The organism is Bradyrhizobium lablabi, from assembly GCF_018129385.1.
Classification (GTDB): domain Bacteria; phylum Pseudomonadota; class Alphaproteobacteria; order Rhizobiales; family Xanthobacteraceae; genus Bradyrhizobium; species Bradyrhizobium lablabi_C.
The window spans coordinates 46,723-63,829 of the sequence record NZ_JAFCLN010000016.1 but is presented as its reverse complement, the minus strand read 5'-3'; the positions used below and the strand labels follow the sequence as shown (position 1 = coordinate 63,829).

Annotated in this window: 16 protein-coding genes; 15 read left to right on the top strand and 1 reads right to left on the bottom strand. The window is 61.9% G+C overall.

Translation table 11 applies throughout. The annotated features are described in order from the left end of the window. The first annotated feature begins 11 nt into the window (after nucleotides 1-11). The 9 genes from JQ628_RS25245 to JQ628_RS25205 all read left to right on the top strand — a co-directional run bounded on the left by JQ628_RS25245 (nucleotide 12) and on the right by JQ628_RS25205 (nucleotide 10,422). Entirely contained in the window at nucleotides 12-1,553 is a 1,542-nt protein-coding gene (locus tag JQ628_RS25245) for an ABC transporter substrate-binding protein (RefSeq protein ID WP_212226565.1), read from the top strand. A 23-nt stretch (nucleotides 1,554-1,576) separates the two neighbouring features. After that, nucleotides 1,577-2,494 (top strand): ABC transporter permease, encoded by a 918-nt coding sequence (locus JQ628_RS25240; RefSeq protein WP_212226562.1) that lies wholly within the window; start codon nucleotides 1,577-1,579, stop codon nucleotides 2,492-2,494. A gap of 22 nt (nucleotides 2,495-2,516) precedes the next feature. Continuing rightward, nucleotides 2,517-3,398: an ABC transporter permease gene (locus JQ628_RS25235; RefSeq protein WP_349628123.1), complete on the top strand. Its 882-nt coding sequence runs from the start codon at nucleotides 2,517-2,519 to the stop codon at nucleotides 3,396-3,398. Between the two features lie 2 nt (nucleotides 3,399-3,400). After that, nucleotides 3,401-4,381 (top strand): ABC transporter ATP-binding protein, encoded by a 981-nt coding sequence (locus JQ628_RS25230; RefSeq protein ID WP_249128371.1) that lies wholly within the window; start codon nucleotides 3,401-3,403, stop codon nucleotides 4,379-4,381. Further along, entirely contained in the window at nucleotides 4,378-5,355 is a 978-nt protein-coding gene (locus tag JQ628_RS25225) for an ABC transporter ATP-binding protein (protein WP_212226556.1), read from the top strand. Before JQ628_RS25230 ends, JQ628_RS25225 begins: the two co-directional genes overlap by 4 nt. 13 nt (nucleotides 5,356-5,368) lie before the next feature. Continuing rightward, nucleotides 5,369-6,541, top strand: a complete 1,173-nt coding sequence (locus tag JQ628_RS25220) for an acyl-CoA dehydrogenase family protein (RefSeq protein ID WP_249128369.1) — start codon at nucleotides 5,369-5,371, stop codon at nucleotides 6,539-6,541. A 113-nt stretch (nucleotides 6,542-6,654) separates the two neighbouring features. Further along, on the top strand, nucleotides 6,655-7,713 hold the full coding sequence (locus JQ628_RS25215; protein ID WP_212226554.1) for an LLM class flavin-dependent oxidoreductase: 1,059 nt from the start codon (nucleotides 6,655-6,657) through the stop codon (nucleotides 7,711-7,713). 132 nt (nucleotides 7,714-7,845) lie between these two features. Next, nucleotides 7,846-9,315, top strand: a complete 1,470-nt coding sequence (locus JQ628_RS25210; RefSeq protein ID WP_212226553.1) for an ABC transporter substrate-binding protein — start codon at nucleotides 7,846-7,848, stop codon at nucleotides 9,313-9,315. A 36-nt stretch (nucleotides 9,316-9,351) separates the two neighbouring features. Beyond that, entirely contained in the window at nucleotides 9,352-10,422 is a 1,071-nt protein-coding gene (locus JQ628_RS25205; protein WP_212226543.1) for a YeiH family protein, read from the top strand. Here JQ628_RS25205 and JQ628_RS25200 read toward each other — a convergent pair. Beyond that, nucleotides 10,415-11,329, bottom strand: a complete 915-nt coding sequence (locus tag JQ628_RS25200) for a LysR substrate-binding domain-containing protein (protein WP_212226540.1) — start codon at nucleotides 11,327-11,329, stop codon at nucleotides 10,415-10,417. The two genes, JQ628_RS25205 and JQ628_RS25200, sit on opposite strands and share 8 nt — an antisense overlap. A 224-nt stretch (nucleotides 11,330-11,553) precedes the next feature. On the opposite strand from JQ628_RS25200, the gene JQ628_RS25195 reads away from it, so the two are divergent. From JQ628_RS25195 to JQ628_RS25170, 6 genes are all read left to right on the top strand, one after another. Further along, a complete protein-coding gene (locus tag JQ628_RS25195; protein ID WP_212226737.1) occupies nucleotides 11,554-12,567 on the top strand; it encodes a zinc-binding alcohol dehydrogenase family protein in 1,014 nt (337 codons plus the stop codon). A gap of 55 nt (nucleotides 12,568-12,622) precedes the next feature. Continuing rightward, nucleotides 12,623-13,135 carry a cupin domain-containing protein gene (locus JQ628_RS25190; RefSeq protein WP_212226535.1) on the top strand — a complete coding sequence of 171 codons (513 nt, stop codon included), beginning with the start codon at nucleotides 12,623-12,625 and terminating at the stop codon, nucleotides 13,133-13,135. Then, nucleotides 13,132-13,662, top strand: coding sequence for a GlcG/HbpS family heme-binding protein (locus JQ628_RS25185; protein WP_349628122.1), 531 nt, complete (start codon nucleotides 13,132-13,134; stop codon nucleotides 13,660-13,662). Before JQ628_RS25190 ends, JQ628_RS25185 begins: the two co-directional genes overlap by 4 nt. Continuing rightward, entirely contained in the window at nucleotides 13,580-14,899 is a 1,320-nt protein-coding gene (locus tag JQ628_RS25180) for a major royal jelly family protein (protein WP_249128367.1), read from the top strand. The genes JQ628_RS25185 and JQ628_RS25180 overlap by 83 nt, the downstream gene beginning before the upstream one ends. A 69-nt stretch (nucleotides 14,900-14,968) precedes the next feature. Continuing rightward, a complete protein-coding gene (locus JQ628_RS25175) occupies nucleotides 14,969-15,997 on the top strand; it encodes a major royal jelly family protein (RefSeq protein ID WP_249128364.1) in 1,029 nt (342 codons plus the stop codon). 5 nt (nucleotides 15,998-16,002) lie between these two features. Continuing rightward, nucleotides 16,003-17,085, top strand: a complete 1,083-nt coding sequence (locus JQ628_RS25170) for a DMT family transporter (RefSeq protein ID WP_212226533.1) — start codon at nucleotides 16,003-16,005, stop codon at nucleotides 17,083-17,085. Nucleotides 17,086-17,107: the final 22 nt, after the last annotated feature.

Sequence of the window (17,107 nt, the reverse complement as noted above, 5' to 3'; positions counted from 1 at the left end):
GGGAGGGCACCATGAAAACTGGCATTGCGCCGCATCTTCGGATGCTCTCCTGCCTGACGGTGCTTCTCGCGCCTGTTCCGGCCGCCGCGATCGGCGGCAAGCCGGCCGTCGACCGCGACACGGTCGTCATGGCGGTGAGCAAGGAGATATTCAATCTGGACGGGCAGGTCACCGCGAGCGGCGATTCCCAGCGCTACGGCTGGCAACTCTACGACACGCTCTACGCGCTCGACCGCAAGGGCGACATCGTGCCGAGCCTGGCGACCGGCATGACCCGATCCGCGGACGGTCTCAGCTACACGTTCACGCTGCGGACCGACGTGAAGTTTCACAACGGACAGCTCATGACGGCCGAAGACGTGGCCTATTCGATGGACCGCATTCTCGATCCGGCCGTGAAGAGCACGCGCCGTCCGGCCTTCGCACCCGTCGTCGCCAAATCCGAGGCCAAGGATGCGAAGACGGTCGTCTTCACGCTCAAGGAACCGGACGGCGCGTTCCTCAACAAGATCGCCGGCTATCTCTTCATCGTGCCCAAGGCCTATGCGCAATCGCTCGGAAGCCCCGAGGCCTTTGCGCGCGCCCCCATCGGAACCGGGCCGTATCGCTTCGTCGAACAGAAGATCGGCCAGTCCGTCACCTTCGAGCGCTTTGACGACTATTTCGGTCCGAAACCCGGCATCAAGCGTCTTATCATGCGTCTGATCGAAGAGCCCTCGAGCCGGGTGAACGCGCTCCTGACAGGCGAGGTCGATCTGAGCGACGGCATTCCCTCCGCCGAGATCGAACGCCTCAAGAAGACGCCCGGGCTCAAGGTTCACTCCGTCCCGATCGGAAGCCCGCTCGGGGTTCGGCTCTACGCCAACGATGAGTCGTCGCCGATTTCGAAAGCGAAAGTGCGGCTTGCCCTCAACTACGCCATCGACGTCAACGCATTGATCAAGAACGTGCTGCACGGCGCCGGGGCGCCGCTCACGAGCTACATCTCGTCCTACTATTCTTACGGCGTGAACCGCGATCTCAAGCCCTACGGCTACAATCCCGCCAAGGCGAAACAACTTCTGAAAGAGGCCGGCTATCCCAACGGCTTCGAGATATCGATCTATTCGTCGAGCGATTGGCCAAAGGAGATCGCCGAGACACTGGCCGCCTATTGGTCGCAGGTCGGCATCAAGGCGAAGATTCAAAGGATCGACTACGCGGCCTGGAGCCGGCTCAACAACACCCACAAGAGCGGGCCGATGACCTTGATGCAGATGTCGAACGCCATCTTCGATCCGATCCATCCGGTGACGGGGGCGGCGAGCAAGACCGGCACCTGGTCCGACTACTCGAATCCCGAGATCGAAGATCTGATCCTCGAGGCGAACAAGAACGCCGATCGGTCCGAACGCGATCGCATCTTCAAGCGGATCGGCTCGATCCTGCACGATGATGCGCAGGCCGTGCTGATCACCGAGATCTTCTACGTCTACGGCGCCGACAGCGAGTTGGATTGGACGCCACAGCCGGGCATCGCCTGGTACGACCTGCGCACGATCCGCTGGAAATAACGGGCACGAGGCAAGATGCGGCAATGCTCCGCTACCTGACCATCCGGATCGCGCAGTCGATCGTGACGGTGCTGCTCGTCACCATGATCATCTTCGTGATCATCCGCCTGATCGGCGATCCGACCCACCTGATGCTGCCTCCCGAGGCAACGGAGGCGGATCGCGAGTTGCTGCGCCAGCAGATGGGTCTGTCGGATCCGGTCGTGGTCCAGTACTGGCGCTATCTGCTGCAATTGCTCCATGGCGATATGGGGATGTCATATCGCTTCAGCTTGCCGGCTCTCGATGTCGTGCTGGGGCGGATAGGTCCGACGCTTCTGCTCACATGCACCTCGCTCGCGATCGGAATCCTTGTCGGAGTGCCGCTGGGTGTTGCCTCGGCCGTTCGCCCGGACGGCTGGATCGACTTTCTGGCCAAGGGCATCGCCCTGTTCGGTCAGGCGGCGCCGCCCTTCTTCTTCGGGCTGATATTCGTGCTTGTCTTCTCCGTCCAGCTCGGCTGGTTGCCGACGAGCGGCTATGGCGGCCCGCAATATCTCATTATGCCGTCCATCGCCCTCGGATGGTACTCCGCCGCCGGTCTGATGCGGCTGACGCGCTCCAACATGATGGAGGTTCTGACCTCCGAATACGTCAAGATGGCGCGGATCAAGGGGGTGCCCGAGCGGGCCGTCGTCTACAAGCACGCGCTCAAGAACGCAGCGCTTCCGGTTCTCACCTTTGCCTCGCTCCAGTTCGGCATTCTGATGGGCGGCGCGGTATCGATCGAGTCGGTTTTCGCCTGGCCCGGAATGGGCAAGCTCATCCTCGATTCGATCGCGAACCTCGACTACGCGGTCGTTCAGGCCGCCGTGACCCTTTCCGCCCTGATGTTCACCGCGATCAATCTCACGGTTGACCTCCTCTACGCCTATATCGACCCGCGCATCCGCTATGCTTGAGGCTCCCTCGCCAGATGGACCCGTGCTGCGACGGACGGGCGCAAAGGATCGCACGCTTGCGACCAGCGCGGCGCAGCGCTCCTCGCGCTGGCTCACTTCGTTGCAGGTCTGGGTCGCCGTCATTCTGCTTGTCATCGTCTTCGGCTCGGCGCTGCTGGCCGCCTTCGTGGCGCCTTACGATCCAAACGAGATTGGCCTCGACAAGGCTCTTCAAGCTCCCTCCGTGCAGCATTGGTTCGGGACCGACCAACTCGGGCGCGATGTGCTGTCGCGCGTGATCTGGGGTGGGCAGGTCTCGCTGCTCATTGCCGCCTGCGCCGTGGCGCTGGCGGGCGCCTTCGGCACGCTTCTTGGCCTCGTCGCGGGTTATTTCGGCGGCGCCGTCGACAGAGCGGTAATGTGGATCGCCGACGTGCAGTTTTCACTGCCGGCCGTCATTCTTGCGCTCGTCCTGGTCGGTGCCGTCGGTCCGAGTTTCGCAAACATCGTTATCGTTCTTACGCTCGCCAACTGGGCGCGGTTCGCACGCGTCATTCGCTCGGAAGCACTGTCGCTCAAGAGCCGGGATTTCGTGCTGTTGGCGAAGCTTGGAGGGGCATCGCCGCTCAGAATCATCGCCCATCACATCCTGCCGAACGTGCTCGGTACCTTCATCGTCCTCGCGACGCTCGATGTCGGCTTGATCATCATCCTGGAAGCCACGCTGTCTTTCCTCGGGCTTGGCGTGCAGCCTCCCGATCCTTCCTGGGGCACGATGATCGCAGACGGTCGCGGCTATCTCGAAAGAGCCTGGTGGATTTCCGTCTGCCCCGGCCTCGCGCTCATGGCGACCGTGCTGTCCGGCAATCTGCTCGGCGATACGCTGCGTGACAGGCTCAATCCCATTCAAAGGCGGAGATGGTAGGAATGAGCGATCTCCTCCGCGTCGAGAATCTGACCACCTGGCTAGCCACGGAATCCGGCATCGTCACCGCCGTCGACGATGTGAGCTTCTCCGTTCGGGCCGGCCGCACGCTCGCCCTCGTCGGCGAATCCGGCTCCGGCAAGAGCATGACGTGCTCTTCCATCATGCGTCTTCTGCCCGGCAATGGGCGTATCGCGGGCGGCCGGGTGCTGTTCGAGGGAGAGGATCTCCTGGCCAAGAGCCCGGCCGGAATGGAGGCCATTCGCGGCCGCAAGATAGGCATGATCGTGCAGGATCCGATGACCTCTCTCAACCCGCTCCTCGATGTCGAGGATCAGGTTGGAGAGGTCTTCAAATATCACCTCGGTGACCGCTCGCGCCGCCTGCGACGGCCGAAGGTCGTGGACGTCCTGTCCCGCGTACACATTCCGGCCGCGGAGAAGCGCCTCGGCTCCTATCCGCACGAGTTTTCGGGTGGCATGCGCCAGCGCGTCGCGATCGCGCTCAACATCGCCTGTGCACCGAAGCTCCTGATCGCGGACGAGCCGACGACGGCGCTCGACGTGACGGTGCAGCAGCAGATCCTCGCCCTGCTCCGCGAACTCCAGCGCGGGACCGGGATGGCGATCATTCTCGTCACGCACGATCTGCACACGGTCCAGCGCTTCTGCGACGAGGTCGCGATCATGTATGCGGGTCGGATCGTCGAGCAGGGGCCGGTGTCCGAAATCTTCGCCCGGCCGGCGCACCCCTATACGCAAGGGCTGCTGCGAGCGCTGCCGCAGCTCGGGAGCCAGGAAGAACGTCTTCCGCTCATCCCCGGCCAGCCTCCGTCCCTTTCGTCGCTTCCTCCCGGATGCAGGTTCGCACCTCGCTGTCCGCGCGCGACCGATTTGTGCAGGACAGAGTACCCCGACTGGATGGCAACGAGCGGCGAGACACGCCGCTCGGCCTGCTGGTACGCCGACGAGGTGCTCGGATGAGCGCTTTCCTCTCGGTCCGCGATTTGCGAAAGACGTTTCCGGTCTCCCGCGGCCTGTTGCAGAAGGCGGAGCTTCTGCACGCCGTTGCCGGGATTTCCTTCGACGTGCCCGCCGGAACGACCTTCGGCCTCGTCGGAGAATCAGGCTCCGGCAAGACCACGACCGCGAAGATGGTCATGGGAGCCGACGAGCCGACATCGGGCGAGATCGTCATCGACGGGCGTGACATCGCCAGGCACGACAAGACCGAACGTTTCGCCTTCCGGCGTCTGTTGCAGCCCGTGCTCCAGGATCCCTACAGCGCTCTCAGTCCGCGCATGCGGGTCGATCGCATCATCGACGAGCCGCTTCGAATCCATCGCATCTATCCGAGCACGAAGGCACGGGCGGAGCGGGTGGCCTACCTTCTCGACGCAGTCGGCCTGCCGCCGAGCGCCGCGCAGCGCTATCCGAACGAGATGTCGGGCGGGCAGCGCCAGCGCGTTGCGATCGCGCGTGCTCTTGCGCTCGAGCCGCGCCTCCTCGTCCTGGACGAGCCGGTTTCGGCGCTCGACGTGTCGATTCAGGCTCAGATCCTGAACCTGCTTCGCGACTTGCAGGATCGGCTCGGTCTGACCTATCTCCTGATCTCGCACGATCTCGCCGTCATCGGCTTCATGAGCACGCAGGTTGGCGTGCTCTATCTGGGACGCTTCGTCGAGGTGGGATCGAAAGAGACAATCCTCTCCGACGCGCGGCATCCCTACAGCCTGGCCCTGATCGCCTCCGCCTCGCCCGACGTCAACGCGGCTCCGGTTTCCGGGGAGATACCTTCGCCTCTGTCCCCGCCATCGGGCTGCGTCTTCCACACCCGCTGTCCCTTCGCCCGCGACCGCTGTCGCCAGGAGCCACCATCCCTGCGCCAGCTGAAGCCCAACCACCTCGTTGCCTGCCATTTCGCGGAAACGATTCGCTTGGAGACCAATAATGCTTGAAAGGAATCGACTAATGGAACGCCCGCTTGATCCGGAGGCAGCGCTGCATACCGCAGAGATGAAGGCGCTGCGCGAACTCGCGATCACCAGGTTTCGCGAGCGCGGGCGCGGCTACGACGCCAATTGCGACATGCCGGTCGAGAACATCGAGGAGCTTCACCGGGCCGGTTGGCTGCGCACCACGCTGTCAAAGGAACTCGGCGGTCGCGGCAGCAATCTCGATACGGATGATCCGGCGACCTATCTTCAGGCCCAGCGCACCATTGCGCAGGGCTGCCCCGGCACCGCACATTGCGTCCAGGTGACCAATCACACCGCCTGGTGTCTGGAGGCGATCGGCACCAAGGACCAGAAAGAGCGTTATCTCGAGCCGATGCGCAAGCGCTCGTTCCTTGGTTCGTTCGTCGGCAGCGAAGCCAAGCGCAAGCACATGTATATGATGAATACCACCGCCAGGAAGGTCGATGGCGGATGGGTCGTCAACGGCGAGAAGAACTACGCCACCAATGCGCCGACGATGGGCTTCGCAATCATCTTCGTCGCCCTCGAAGGCGCCGAGGATTACAACCAGAATCACCAGATGATCATCATCGAGCCCGGCATGAAGGGCGTCTCGATGGATCACACCTGGTATCGGCCGAATGGAATGCGGGCTACTCCGTCCTCGATCATCACGCTCGACAACGTATTCGTGACGGAAGACCAACTCCTCGGCGAGCCGGGTGCGTATCCGCGCCAGCGCTGGCAGGGAAAATTCCACCTCGGATTCGCGGCTACCTATCTTGGCGCGACCGAGGGCATGTACGACTGGTACCTCGATTACGTTCGCAAGCGCGGCCGCGGCCGGGACGGCATCATCCAGATGCGAACCGGCGAAATGAAGATCCAACTCGAGGCGGCACGGGCGATCTTTCATCACGCCATCACGTGCTGGAAAACGAAATCCGTCGTTGAGGCGGAGCTCGCATCCATGGCGGCCAAGTCGACGATCGCGCATGTCGCCTTCGAACTCTCCCACAAGATTATCCACGCAGCCGGATCGACCGCTCTGTTCGACGAGTTCCCGCTCAGCCGTTACCTGCGCGATCTCGAAACCCACGTGCTGCATGCCGGCCATGACCGGACGGCGCAGATCATCGGGCAGTCGGAGCTGGGAGAAAGCTTCGATTCGACCCTGCAACGTTGATGCGCACAGCGGAGGCGGATGACGCCGCCTCCGCAACATCCGCCGCGGGTAGTGGCCTCGGTGCCGCGACGACCGAGCGGATTCACCGAGTGGTCAAAAGAAGGGGGCTTGCGATGCGAAAACTCGAACTGGGCTGGTTCATTCCCACGCAAGGCGATACGACGGCCTACGGAGATCCCGGCGCATCCGTACCGCCATCGATCGACGCTTTCGACCGCGTGTCGCTCAGTGCGGAGCGCGCTGGTTTCGAGTACCTGCTGATTCCAGTCAACGTCCACTGCTGGGAAGCCTGGATCACGGGCGCGATGATGGCGGCCCGAACCAGATCGATAAAGCCGCTTATCGCGGCCCGTCCCGGCTACATCAATCCGGTGTTGCTGGCCAAGATGATCTCGACATTCGATCAGCTCACCGGCGGACGGATCTGCATCAATCTGATCGCCGGCCTGAGCGATGAGCAATACGCCGCCGACGGGCTGCCCTACAGCAAAAACGACCGCTATCTGTTGATGGATGAGGAAGTCAGCATCCTTAAGGCCCTGTGGAAGGCCGACGCGCCGATCGACTATGACGGCAAGTTCTACAAGCTCAAGGGCGTTCAGGTCATTCCGCCGGTCCATCAGAAGCCGCATCCGAAATTCTATCTGGGCGGCGGCTCGAAGGAGGCGTGGGAGATCTCGGCCAAGCACGCCGACGTTCATCTCTTCTGGGGCGATCATCCGGATCGGGTGGCCGAGAACATGAGTCAGATTCGAAAGCTCGCGGAAAAATATGGGCGGGCTGACGAGATCGGTTTCGGCATGCGCCTGCAAATCATCTGCCGCGAGCGTGAGGAAGATGCATGGGAGGCTGCCGACAAACTCATTCGCCACGCGGATGCCGACTTCCGTAAGGATGTCGCCGGGCGTTTCCAGAATTCGGTGGCCAACCGCCGGATGCAGGAGCTTTCCAGCCAGGACCTCATCATTCCCCATCTGTGGACCGGCATCACCAAAGTGCGTCCCGGCGCGGGCATCACAATCGTTGGCGATCCCCGCCAGTGCGCCGACACGCTCCAGAAGTTCATCGACATCGGCTGCCATTCCTTCTGTCTGTCGGGCTATCTCCACGACGAGGAGGCGGAGCGCTTTGGCCGCATGGTGTTGCCGCTGCTGCGGGAGAAGAACGCATAATCATTTTGCCGGCCGAGAATTCAACCAGCGACAATATCGGGAGGAACGACGATGCGGGTGAATAAACGTGGATCGCGCGTCGCGATCGCTGCTCTTGCTTTTTTCGGTGTTCTGCTCGGCGGTGCGCCGTCCATGGCGATTAGCGGGAAACCGGCGGTCGACAAGGATACGATTGTCATCGCTATCGGCCGCGATATCGCGATGCTCGATGCGCAGGTCGACAATACCGGAAATTCCGATCGTTATGCCTGGCAGATGTTCGACAATCTCTACACGTTCGACAAGCAGGGCAAACTGATCCCTCAGGTCGCGAGCGATGTGAAGGTTTCCGCCGACGGTCTCGACTACAGGTTCACCATTCGTCAGGACGTCGTCTTTCACAACGGCGCCAAACTGACCGCCGAAGACGTGAAATTCTCCTTCGAGAGAATCCTGGACCCGGCAACCAAGAGTACGCGCCGGCCTTATTTTGCCGATTTGGTCGACCGGGTCGATGTGATCGATCCCGCGACCGTCAGCGTCAAGCTGAGGGAACGCGACGTTGTCTTCCTGAACAAGGTGGCGGCGTTCGTGGCTCTGGTGCCGAAGGCGTATGTGGAGTCGCTGCCGTCGGTCGAGGCTTTCGCCAGGGCGCCTGTCGGCGCCGGTCCCTACAAGCTTGTCTCGCACAAGATCGGACAGTCCCTCGAACTCGAGCGCCACGACGCGTATTACGGCGCCAAGCCGGCGATCAAGCATCTGGTTTTTCGGTACATCCCTGACGCATCGAGCCGGCTGAACGCGCTGCGCACCGGCGAGGTCGATGTGGCCGATATGATCGCACCGAGCGATGTGAAGCAGATCAAGAGCACGGCCGGCCTCTCGGTGGTCCTCGTCCCGGCGGGGAGCCCGCTGCACGTTCGTCTCTATTCGAACGTGCCGAACACGCCGCTCGCCGACAAGCGAGTGCGCCTTGCATTGAACTACGCGATCGATGTCGACGCCATCATCAGGCATGTGCAGCATGGCATCGGCAAACCTCTGACGTCCTTCATCTCGGCCTACTATCCGGTGGGCGTCGATCCGGATCTGAAGCCGTACCCATACGATCCGAAGCTGGCGCGAAAGCTTCTTGCCGATGCGGGCTATCCGCGCGGTTTCGAAACCGACCTTCTGAGCCCGAACTCCTACCCGAAGGATGTCACCGATGCGGTCGCCGGCTACTGGCAGGCCGTTGGCGTGCGCGCGAAGACCAGGATACTGGAATATCCGGCGTGGAATCGGCTTAACAATACGCACGCGTCCGGGCCGATGACCGTCATGCAGTACTCGAACGCGATCTATGATCCGATCACTGCGATCTTCGGCACCGCAGCCAGGAAGGGTACCTGGTCAGACTACAGTAATCCCGAAGTCGATGCGCTGATCGACCAGACGAACTCGGTTGAGAATCCCGCCGAGCGCGACAAGCTGTTCCGCAAGATCGCGCGGATCATGCGCGATGACGGGCATGCCGTTTTGATTTCGGAGCTGTTCTCCGTTTTTGCGATGGACAGCCAGATCGAATGGGTGCCTCAACAAGGCTACGCGTTCTATGATCTGCGCACGATCCATTGGAAATGATGTCATTCAGCCCAGCGCGGTGACTCAGTTCCGTTCATGAAAAAAGCGCCTCAAGATCGCCAAGCGCGCGTCGGCGATCGTCAAACCCGCCGCGCCGGCCGCGTCTCGGCGCTCATTCCCGGCATCCTCCTTTGTGTCGGCGTGGCTGGTCTGTCGGCCGCTCTCGAAGCGGCGGAACGGTTTCTGTTCGCGCACCCGTACGTCGAGGCGCTGGTCCTCGCCATCCTGCTCGGCATGACCGTGCGGAGCTTCTGGAAGCCGCCCGAGCGCTGGCAAGCCGGCATCGCCTTCAGCGCCAAGCAACTGCTTGAGGTCGCGGTGATGCTGCTCGGAGCCTCTGTCAGTTTTGCCGTGATTGCCGCGTCCGGCGCCGCACTGCTCGCCACGATTGCCGTGGTCGTCGTGGCCGCCCTGGGTTTTAGTTTTGGCATCAGCCGCATGCTCGGCCTGTCGACCAGGTTGTCGATCCTGATTGCCTGCGGCAATTCCATCTGTGGCAATTCAGCTATTGCGACCGTGGCGCCGATCATCGGCGCCGATCACGACGAGATTGCCTCCTCGATCTCGTTCACCGCGATCCTTGGCGTGATCATGGTGCTTGGGCTTCCGCTCCTGATCCCGCTCCTGCAATTGTCGGCGACGCAATATGGCATTCTGGCGGGGCTCACCGTGTATGCCGTGCCGCAAGTCCTGGCCGCCACCGTGCCTGCGGGGCTGGTCAGCACGCAGATCGGTACGCTTGTAAAGCTGGTGCGCGTACTGATGCTGGGGCCAGTCGCGATCGGGCTCTCGCTGTTCGCCGCGCGCCGGCACGGCGGGGCAGAGGGGCAGGCCAGTATCAGCTTTTTCCGCCTCGTGCCGTGGTTCATCTCTGGCTTCCTTGCGCTCGCGGCTCTGCGATCATTCAACGTCGTGCCGGCCATGGTGATCGGCCCGTTGACGAGCATTACGAGCTTTCTAACAGTCATCTCGATGGCCGCCCTCGGGCTCGGTGTGGACGTTCGTGTTCTTGCCAACGTTGGGGGCAGGGTGACTGCCGCGGTGACGCTGTCGCTGTTGCTGTTGCTCACCATCAGCTCCGGGTTGGCTTTCTTTTTCTTCAAATAGGGGCGACTTTACCCGACGTTTTCCGGGCAATCTGATTACGTTCGTCTTCGATTGCCGAGGGCATACGCATGCCCTCTACAAGGAATTCCAGCAAAGGCTGAACGAGGGATTTTTCGGCTGTGTCATCCCCGAGCACGACGATCTCCGTCATCGGTAAAGGTGGCCAGTGTTTCGGCACATCGATGATCTGCATTCCTTCCTGAACGAAGGAGCGACCCAACAGTGTGATACCTAGTCCGCCGGCAACCGCGGACTGAACACCCGTAAGGCTGCTCACGGTGCATGCTGTCACCCATGCCTGCCGCGCTGCATCGAGTGTCGTGAACATGAGCTCCCGATAACTACAAGGCGGCTGGAGAAGAACAAGTGGCAACGGCCGGTCCAGATCGAGCCGGAAGTCGGAGGCGGCAAACCATACCATCGGCTCACGCCATATGACGCGGCCGCGCTCCTTGAATTCTCGCGTCGCGATAACGAGGTCCAGATTCCCTGCTTCAAACTCCCGAAGCAGGCCGTGGGTCAGGCTCGTGTTTATGTCAAGTTGGACACCCGGGTGCAGCCGGAGAAAACGTGCAAGCAGTCTGGAGAGCTGTAGCGGAACGAAATCCTCGCAGATTCCTACCCGCAGCCGGCCTGTCGCCTGCGGGGCCCGAAGCGAACGTATGACGTCGTCATTCAAGTCGAGCAGTCGCCGCGCTCCGATCAGCAATTGGCCTCCTGCGCCCGTCAGCGCCAGCGCTCGGCTGGTCCGGTCAAAGAGGGGATATCCAACGAGGTCCTCGAGCCTCCGGATCTTCTGACTTACCGCAGATTGTGAGCGGCTGACCATGTCGGCTGCCGCGGTGAAGCTCCCGGCATCAGCGACCGCAACAAAGGCGCGCAGCAAATCAAGATCGAGGTCGCGCACATTTCACCATTAGGTTTGCTACTGGACCCATTCAAACTATGCGTTTTTCTTCTCAGCGCCAAGCGGGCATAGATCGCGTCAAGGAAATTGCGGCCCCTGCGGATGGTGGTTGACCGAGGCGTTTCTCAGCTGCGCGGCGATAGGTGTTCGCGTTTGATAGAGATCGAGAGAGATCCCACATTGCCGCGCGATACGGACGTGAGAGACCTCAAGAGGAACCTGCAATGAAGGCAGTTGGCTATCGCGTGGCGGGTCCTGTTTCGGCGGATGACTCTCTTGTCGATCTGGAGCTGCCGGTCCCGCGGCCCGGCGCGCGCGACCTGCGCGTCGCCGTCAAGGCGGTCTCGGTCAATCCCGCGGACGTGCAGATGAGGGCGAGAGTGTCGCCGCGCAACGGCGAGGTGCGGATTCTCGGTTTCGACGCTGCCGGCGTCGTCGACTCCGTCGGCTCGGACGTAACGCTCTTCGAGCCGGGAGATGAGGTGTTCTACGCCGGCGCGATGGATCGGCCGGGTAGCAACAGCGAGCTTCATCTGGTCGACGAACGCGTTGTCGGCCACAAGCCGAAGACATTGAGCTTCGGTGAAGCGGCAGCGCTCCCGCTGACCTCGATCGCGGCATGGGAACTGCTGTTTGAGCGTCTTGCCATTCCCTATGGAGTGAAGAGCCAGGCCGGTGCGCTGCTGATCATCAATGGCGCTGGCGGTGTCGGGTCTATCCTGACCCAACTTGCCAGGCGGCTGACGGGCCTGACGATCATCGCGACCGCGTCGCGCCCGGAAACCGAGGCGTGGTGCCGCACGATGGGCGCCCATTACGTCGTCAATCACCATCATCCCCTCGATCAGGGATTGAAGCAGATCGGCATCGATCAGGTTCAATATGTTGCAGGCCTTACGGCGACCGACAAGCACCTGCCGGCCATCGTGGAAGCCATCGCACCGCGCGGCCGGCTGGCGCTGATCGACGACCCCGGCGTTCTCGATATCGTCAGCCTCAAACGCAAGAGCGTGTCGGTGCACTGGGAGCTGATGTTCACGCCCACTCTGTACCAGACACGCGACATGATCATGCAGCACAATCTGCTCAATGAGGTTGCGGCTCTTGTCGACGCCGGGCTGCTACGCACAACGCTCACGGAAGAGGCCGGGCCAATCAATGCCTGCGATCTTAAGCGTGTGCACGCGCTGCTCGAAAGCCATCGAAGCATTGGTAAAATGGTTCTCTCGGGATTTTGAATTCATGTTCTGGCCGATCTCATCCACCATCGATCATCATTCATGGAAAAACCGTATGCGGTTTTGCCTCGCGGCTGTTGCCTTGCTGCTTTCGAACTCCGTGTCGGCGATGGCCCAGGAACGAGCTGCACCCTCGCTGTCGGCAGCGCCTGTCGTGACCGATGCGCCGGGCAAGGGCATCCAACCCGGCGTCAGCAGCCATTCGTCCCGCCTGCCGGATCTGTATGTGCTCGACCAACAACCGGTCGAGCAGATATCTCCGCTGGTGCAACGGCAGTATCTGGTCGGCGCGCAGTCGACATTCGTGAAATGGACGGTGAAGAAGGGCGGCGTCTTCCCCCTGCACCATCACGCCAGCGAGCAGATCACCTGGATTACCGAAGGGCGGTGCGAGGTTACCTCGCAGGGCAAGAAGTTCATCATGACGGCGGGCACGGTTATGGTCATTCCACCGAACACGCCGCATGAATTCGTTTGCACGGAAGACACGGTCGATATCGATTTCTTCGCTCCCCAGCGCCAGGACTGGATCGATGGAGTTCCTTCGATCGCGGGTAGGTCCCGGTGAGATCGACGCCCGATCAGCCAGGACACGTGGTTCCCTCGTTCGCCGAAATTTATTCAGGAGTTCACATCATGCCCAGCCAGTCTCTCACCCACAGCAATCAACAACTCACCTACGCGGCGGCTGCGATCGCGGTTGAGGCCGCCGTCGCGAAATCCAGAGAGATCGGGGCGCCGGAATGCATCGCCGTGGTGGATGCCGGCGGCAATCTCCTGGCGTTCGCGCGGATCGAAGGAGCCGCCGTTCTTGCCCGCGATCCTGCGATTGCCAAGGCTGCAACCAGTGCATCGATCGGCGCGCCAACCGGAGCGATCCCTTTCGAGTTCGGCGCGAATCTGGGACTCGCGAGTCGCGGCGGAATAGCAAATCTCGGCGGAGGTTTTCCTATCGTCTTTCGCGGCGTAATAGTCGGGGCGATCGGTGTCGGATCCGGGACTACCGAACAGGATGTCGCTGTCGCCGAAGCCGGACGTGACGCCGTATTGGCGGCGCTTGGCGCTGCCGCTTCAGATCGCGTCCGGGCGAGTTGACGTAGCGGACGATCGGATCGTGAATCTTAACAACGCAGCGATGATGGCCTGTCTCACCGTGCTCCTCGGTTTGGCGATGGTTGCGCTTGCGCCAAACGAGGAAGAAATGGCCATGGCCACGAAGGCGTCAGCGGCATCCGGGGCCGCCAAACACCTCGCCAGCGATCGTCCGATCGGGAATATCGAACCCGTTTTCGAGTTCCGCGATGCGATGCCCACCGGCGTGTCGGTTGCTTCCGACGGGCGCATCTTCGTTAACTTCCCTCGTTGGGGCGATGACGTTCCCTTCACCGTCGGTGAGATCCGCAAAGGCAAGGTCGTTCCCTATCCCGACGCGACGATCAACAGGTTCGATCCCGCGCGGCCCGGGGAAACGCTCGGCAGCGTCCAGAGCGTCGTCGTCGACGCGGCCAACCGGCTCTGGATCCTCGACACGGCGGCACCGGGCTTTTCGACGCCGGTGGCGGGTGGTGCCAAACTGGTCGCAGTAGATCTGACGACCGACAAGGTGGTGAAGACGATCGTGCTGCCTTCCTCGACTGTCTTGCCGACAACCTATGTCAACGACGTTCGTTTCGACCTGCGCCGGGGTAAGGCCGGCGTTGCCTTCATCACCGACTCTTCGATCAGCGGACCGGGCGGCATCATTGTTGTCGATCTCGATAGCGGAGAAAGCTGGAGAAAACTGACAGGGCACAAGTCGACTTCCCCGGACCCGGCATTCATCCCAGTCGTGGAAGGGCAGCGACTGGCGGTCCGCGAAAAAGGAAAACCTCCTACGCCCTTCAACGTTGCATCCGACGGCATCGCCATTTCCGCGGATGGCGCGACGCTCTATTACTGCCCGTTGTCCAGCCGGCATCTGTACTCGGTACCGACCGCGCTTCTGCTCGATCGGTCGGCGTCGGAGGCGGCCGTTGCGAACGCCGTCGCCGATCTCGGCGAAAAGGGAGCCTCGGATGGTCTTGAGGCCGATGACAAGGGCCGCATCTACGCCGGAGACTACGAACGCAACAGCGTCCGTCAGCGTGAAACCGACGGCGAATGGAAGACCATCGCGCACGATCCCAGGATATTGTGGCCAGACACCTTGTCGGTTGCGGCGGATAGCTATTTGTACTTTACGGCCAACCAGCTTCATCGGCAGGCCCAATTCCATGAAGGACAGGACCAGCGCGTGAAGCCCTACACGCTTTTCCGCGTCAGGATGGATGCTGGACCGGTCTTGCTGAAGTGATTCGCGAACAACGGGATAGGTCTCATGCGTTGCTTGCTTGCCGTTCTTGTTCTTGCGGGTTCATCTGCGATGGCGGCGCCGGTGGACAGGCTCGTCCCTGAGTTCGCGTCGGAGACGCTGATCATCAACGGAGTGACGACGACGTCCGAGGGCCGGCGCTTCGTGGTCGTCCAACCGCAAGGGCCGGATCAGCCCCAAATCGCCGAGATCTCCGGCGGATCGGCAAAGCCCTTTCCGGATGCAGAGTGGAATGGAAGGCGGCGCAGTCAGAATGGACGCAACGCGTTCGTCGGCGCGAATTCGCTGCGGGTCGGTCCGGATGGCGCGCTGTGGGTTGTCGATCGCGGAGCTGCGGGTATCGGCGCGCCGTTGGTGGAGGGTGGGCCAAAACTTGTCCGCATCGATCTCGGCGCCAATCGGGTGACCCGGGTCTACGATCTGGCATCGGTTGCGCAAGGTGCGAGCTTCGTCGATGACGTTCGATTCAATGGCGGTCTTGCCTACCTGACCGATGCAGGTCGTCCCGCCTTGATCGTCCTCGACTTGACCACCGGGAAGGCCCGTCGCGTGCTGGAGAATCATCCCTCGACGGTAGCAGCGCGGCCTCTGATGGGGGAGGGACGGCAACTCGTCGACGCAAAGGGCCGCCCGGTTGTCGTCCACGCCGACCAACTCGAAGTCTCCGGCGATGGGCGTTGGCTCTACTATCAGCCGTGCTCAGGGCCGATGTCCCGGATCGAGACGCGCTTCCTTGATGATCCGTCGCTCGACGAAGCGACACTGTCCGCTCATGTCGAGCCATTTGCCGATACGCCTTCGACCGGCGGCACGGCCATCGACGCTGCTGGAACAATCTACATCAGCGACACCGATCGTTCGCGAATTCTGCGGGTTTCCGCTGCCGGCGAGATATCGACCCTGATCGCCGATCCTCGCCTTGTGTGGGTGGACGCCATGTGGATCGACGATGACGGCAAGCTGTGGATGCCGGCCGCTCAGCTCAACCGAACTGCCGGCCTCAATCAGGGCAAGGATGCGGTGGATTGGCCCGTCAGGCTTTACTCGATCGCAATCGGGGCAAAGCCCGTCCGGCGATAGCCACGATGCAGGCGAGACCTGCCGAACTACTGCGCGCTGACAGAGCGGGTTGCCGCGTCGATATCATGAAGAAGCCGATCGAAGACGGTCCCGCGTGGGCAGGCGCAAATCACGGAGGAGCCCGTTCGCTTGCCGCAAGCGCAGCGCTGGTCTCCGCAGTTTTCTTTGGCGTCAACGCAGTGGCGCCGAAGCTGCTTTATGCTTCCGAAGCGGCCACCGGCTTCGATGCGGTCGGCCTTTTTGTTGCGCGCGGCGTATGGTCGCTGCCGCTGTTCGTGCTGCTCGCGGTCGCAACCAGGCCGCGACAGTTTCCCGCGCTGACGATCAAGAACGCGGCACTCTTCCTGTTTTGCGGCATCGCCTATGGACCCGGGACCAACGCGCTATCCGCGCTCGGCGCACACGTCACCAGTGCTTCACATGCGGTATTGTTGCTCAGCCTGTTTCCTCCGTTGGCAGCCGGACTTGCGGCCGTCTTCCTGCGCGAACGGCTTTCGACGTTGAAGATGATTGCGATCGTCGTCGGTGTCATGGGCGCGTCCACGCTGACTCTGTCGAGATCCTCCGGCGGCGCCACGACGGGCGGCGATCTCCTCATTGCAGCCTTCATACTGACCTGGGCGATCCTGACACTAGGCATTCGCCAGCTCGACAAAATCTATCCGGCGCTGTTCGTGGTCGGTGTGTTCGGCACCATCGGATGCCTTGCTCTCGGTGCAATCGGCGCTGTCGCGGGACGCTTCGACTCCGTTCTCATTCCGATGCAGCATTTCGATCTGCAAACAGTGTTGTGGTTCGATCTCGAGCTGGTGCTGTTGCTGTCGCTCGGCGGCCAGCTTCTGCAAAGCATGGCGCTTCGTGCGCTCGATGTGGCGATGGTGGTCGCATTGACGTCCTATGGCTCGATCTTCTTCGGCCTCGTGGCCTCGCTCGTGATCCTCGGCGAGCGCCTGGCCGTGCAGGACATCATCGCCGCTGCCTTCCTGGTGACGGCGCTTGGGCTTTCGCTGTGGCCCGAGCGCCGGCGCCGGAAAGACAGTAATCCTGCCCGGCCGCGACGTTCGCGGAGCACGGTCGACTGTAAGTGACTATTTGGAGAAATGGTGAGCC

Excerpts from the sequence above, each read along its gene's own strand:
- JQ628_RS25205 (WP_212226543.1), top strand. The coding sequence starts at position 9,352 with ATGAAAAAAGCGCCTCAAGATCGCCAAGCGCGCGTCGGCGATCGTCAA.
- JQ628_RS25210 (WP_212226553.1), top strand. The coding sequence starts at position 7,846 with ATGGCGATTAGCGGGAAACCGGCGGTCGACAAGGATACGATTGTCATC.
- JQ628_RS25220 (WP_249128369.1), top strand. The coding sequence starts at position 5,369 with ATGGAACGCCCGCTTGATCCGGAGGCAGCGCTGCATACCGCAGAGATG.
- JQ628_RS25240 (WP_212226562.1), top strand. The coding sequence starts at position 1,577 with ATGCTCCGCTACCTGACCATCCGGATCGCGCAGTCGATCGTGACGGTG.
- JQ628_RS25225 (WP_212226556.1), top strand. The coding sequence starts at position 4,378 with ATGAGCGCTTTCCTCTCGGTCCGCGATTTGCGAAAGACGTTTCCGGTC.
- JQ628_RS25215 (WP_212226554.1), top strand. The coding sequence starts at position 6,655 with ATGCGAAAACTCGAACTGGGCTGGTTCATTCCCACGCAAGGCGATACG.
- JQ628_RS25245 (WP_212226565.1), top strand. The coding sequence starts at position 12 with ATGAAAACTGGCATTGCGCCGCATCTTCGGATGCTCTCCTGCCTGACG.
- JQ628_RS25190 (WP_212226535.1), top strand. The coding sequence starts at position 12,623 with ATGCGGTTTTGCCTCGCGGCTGTTGCCTTGCTGCTTTCGAACTCCGTG.
- JQ628_RS25180 (WP_249128367.1), top strand. The coding sequence starts at position 13,580 with ATGTCGCTGTCGCCGAAGCCGGACGTGACGCCGTATTGGCGGCGCTTG.
- JQ628_RS25170 (WP_212226533.1), top strand. The coding sequence starts at position 16,003 with ATGCAGGCGAGACCTGCCGAACTACTGCGCGCTGACAGAGCGGGTTGC.
- JQ628_RS25195 (WP_212226737.1), top strand. The coding sequence starts at position 11,554 with ATGAAGGCAGTTGGCTATCGCGTGGCGGGTCCTGTTTCGGCGGATGAC.
- JQ628_RS25230 (WP_249128371.1), top strand. The coding sequence starts at position 3,401 with ATGAGCGATCTCCTCCGCGTCGAGAATCTGACCACCTGGCTAGCCACG.
- JQ628_RS25175 (WP_249128364.1), top strand. The coding sequence starts at position 14,969 with ATGGCGGCGCCGGTGGACAGGCTCGTCCCTGAGTTCGCGTCGGAGACG.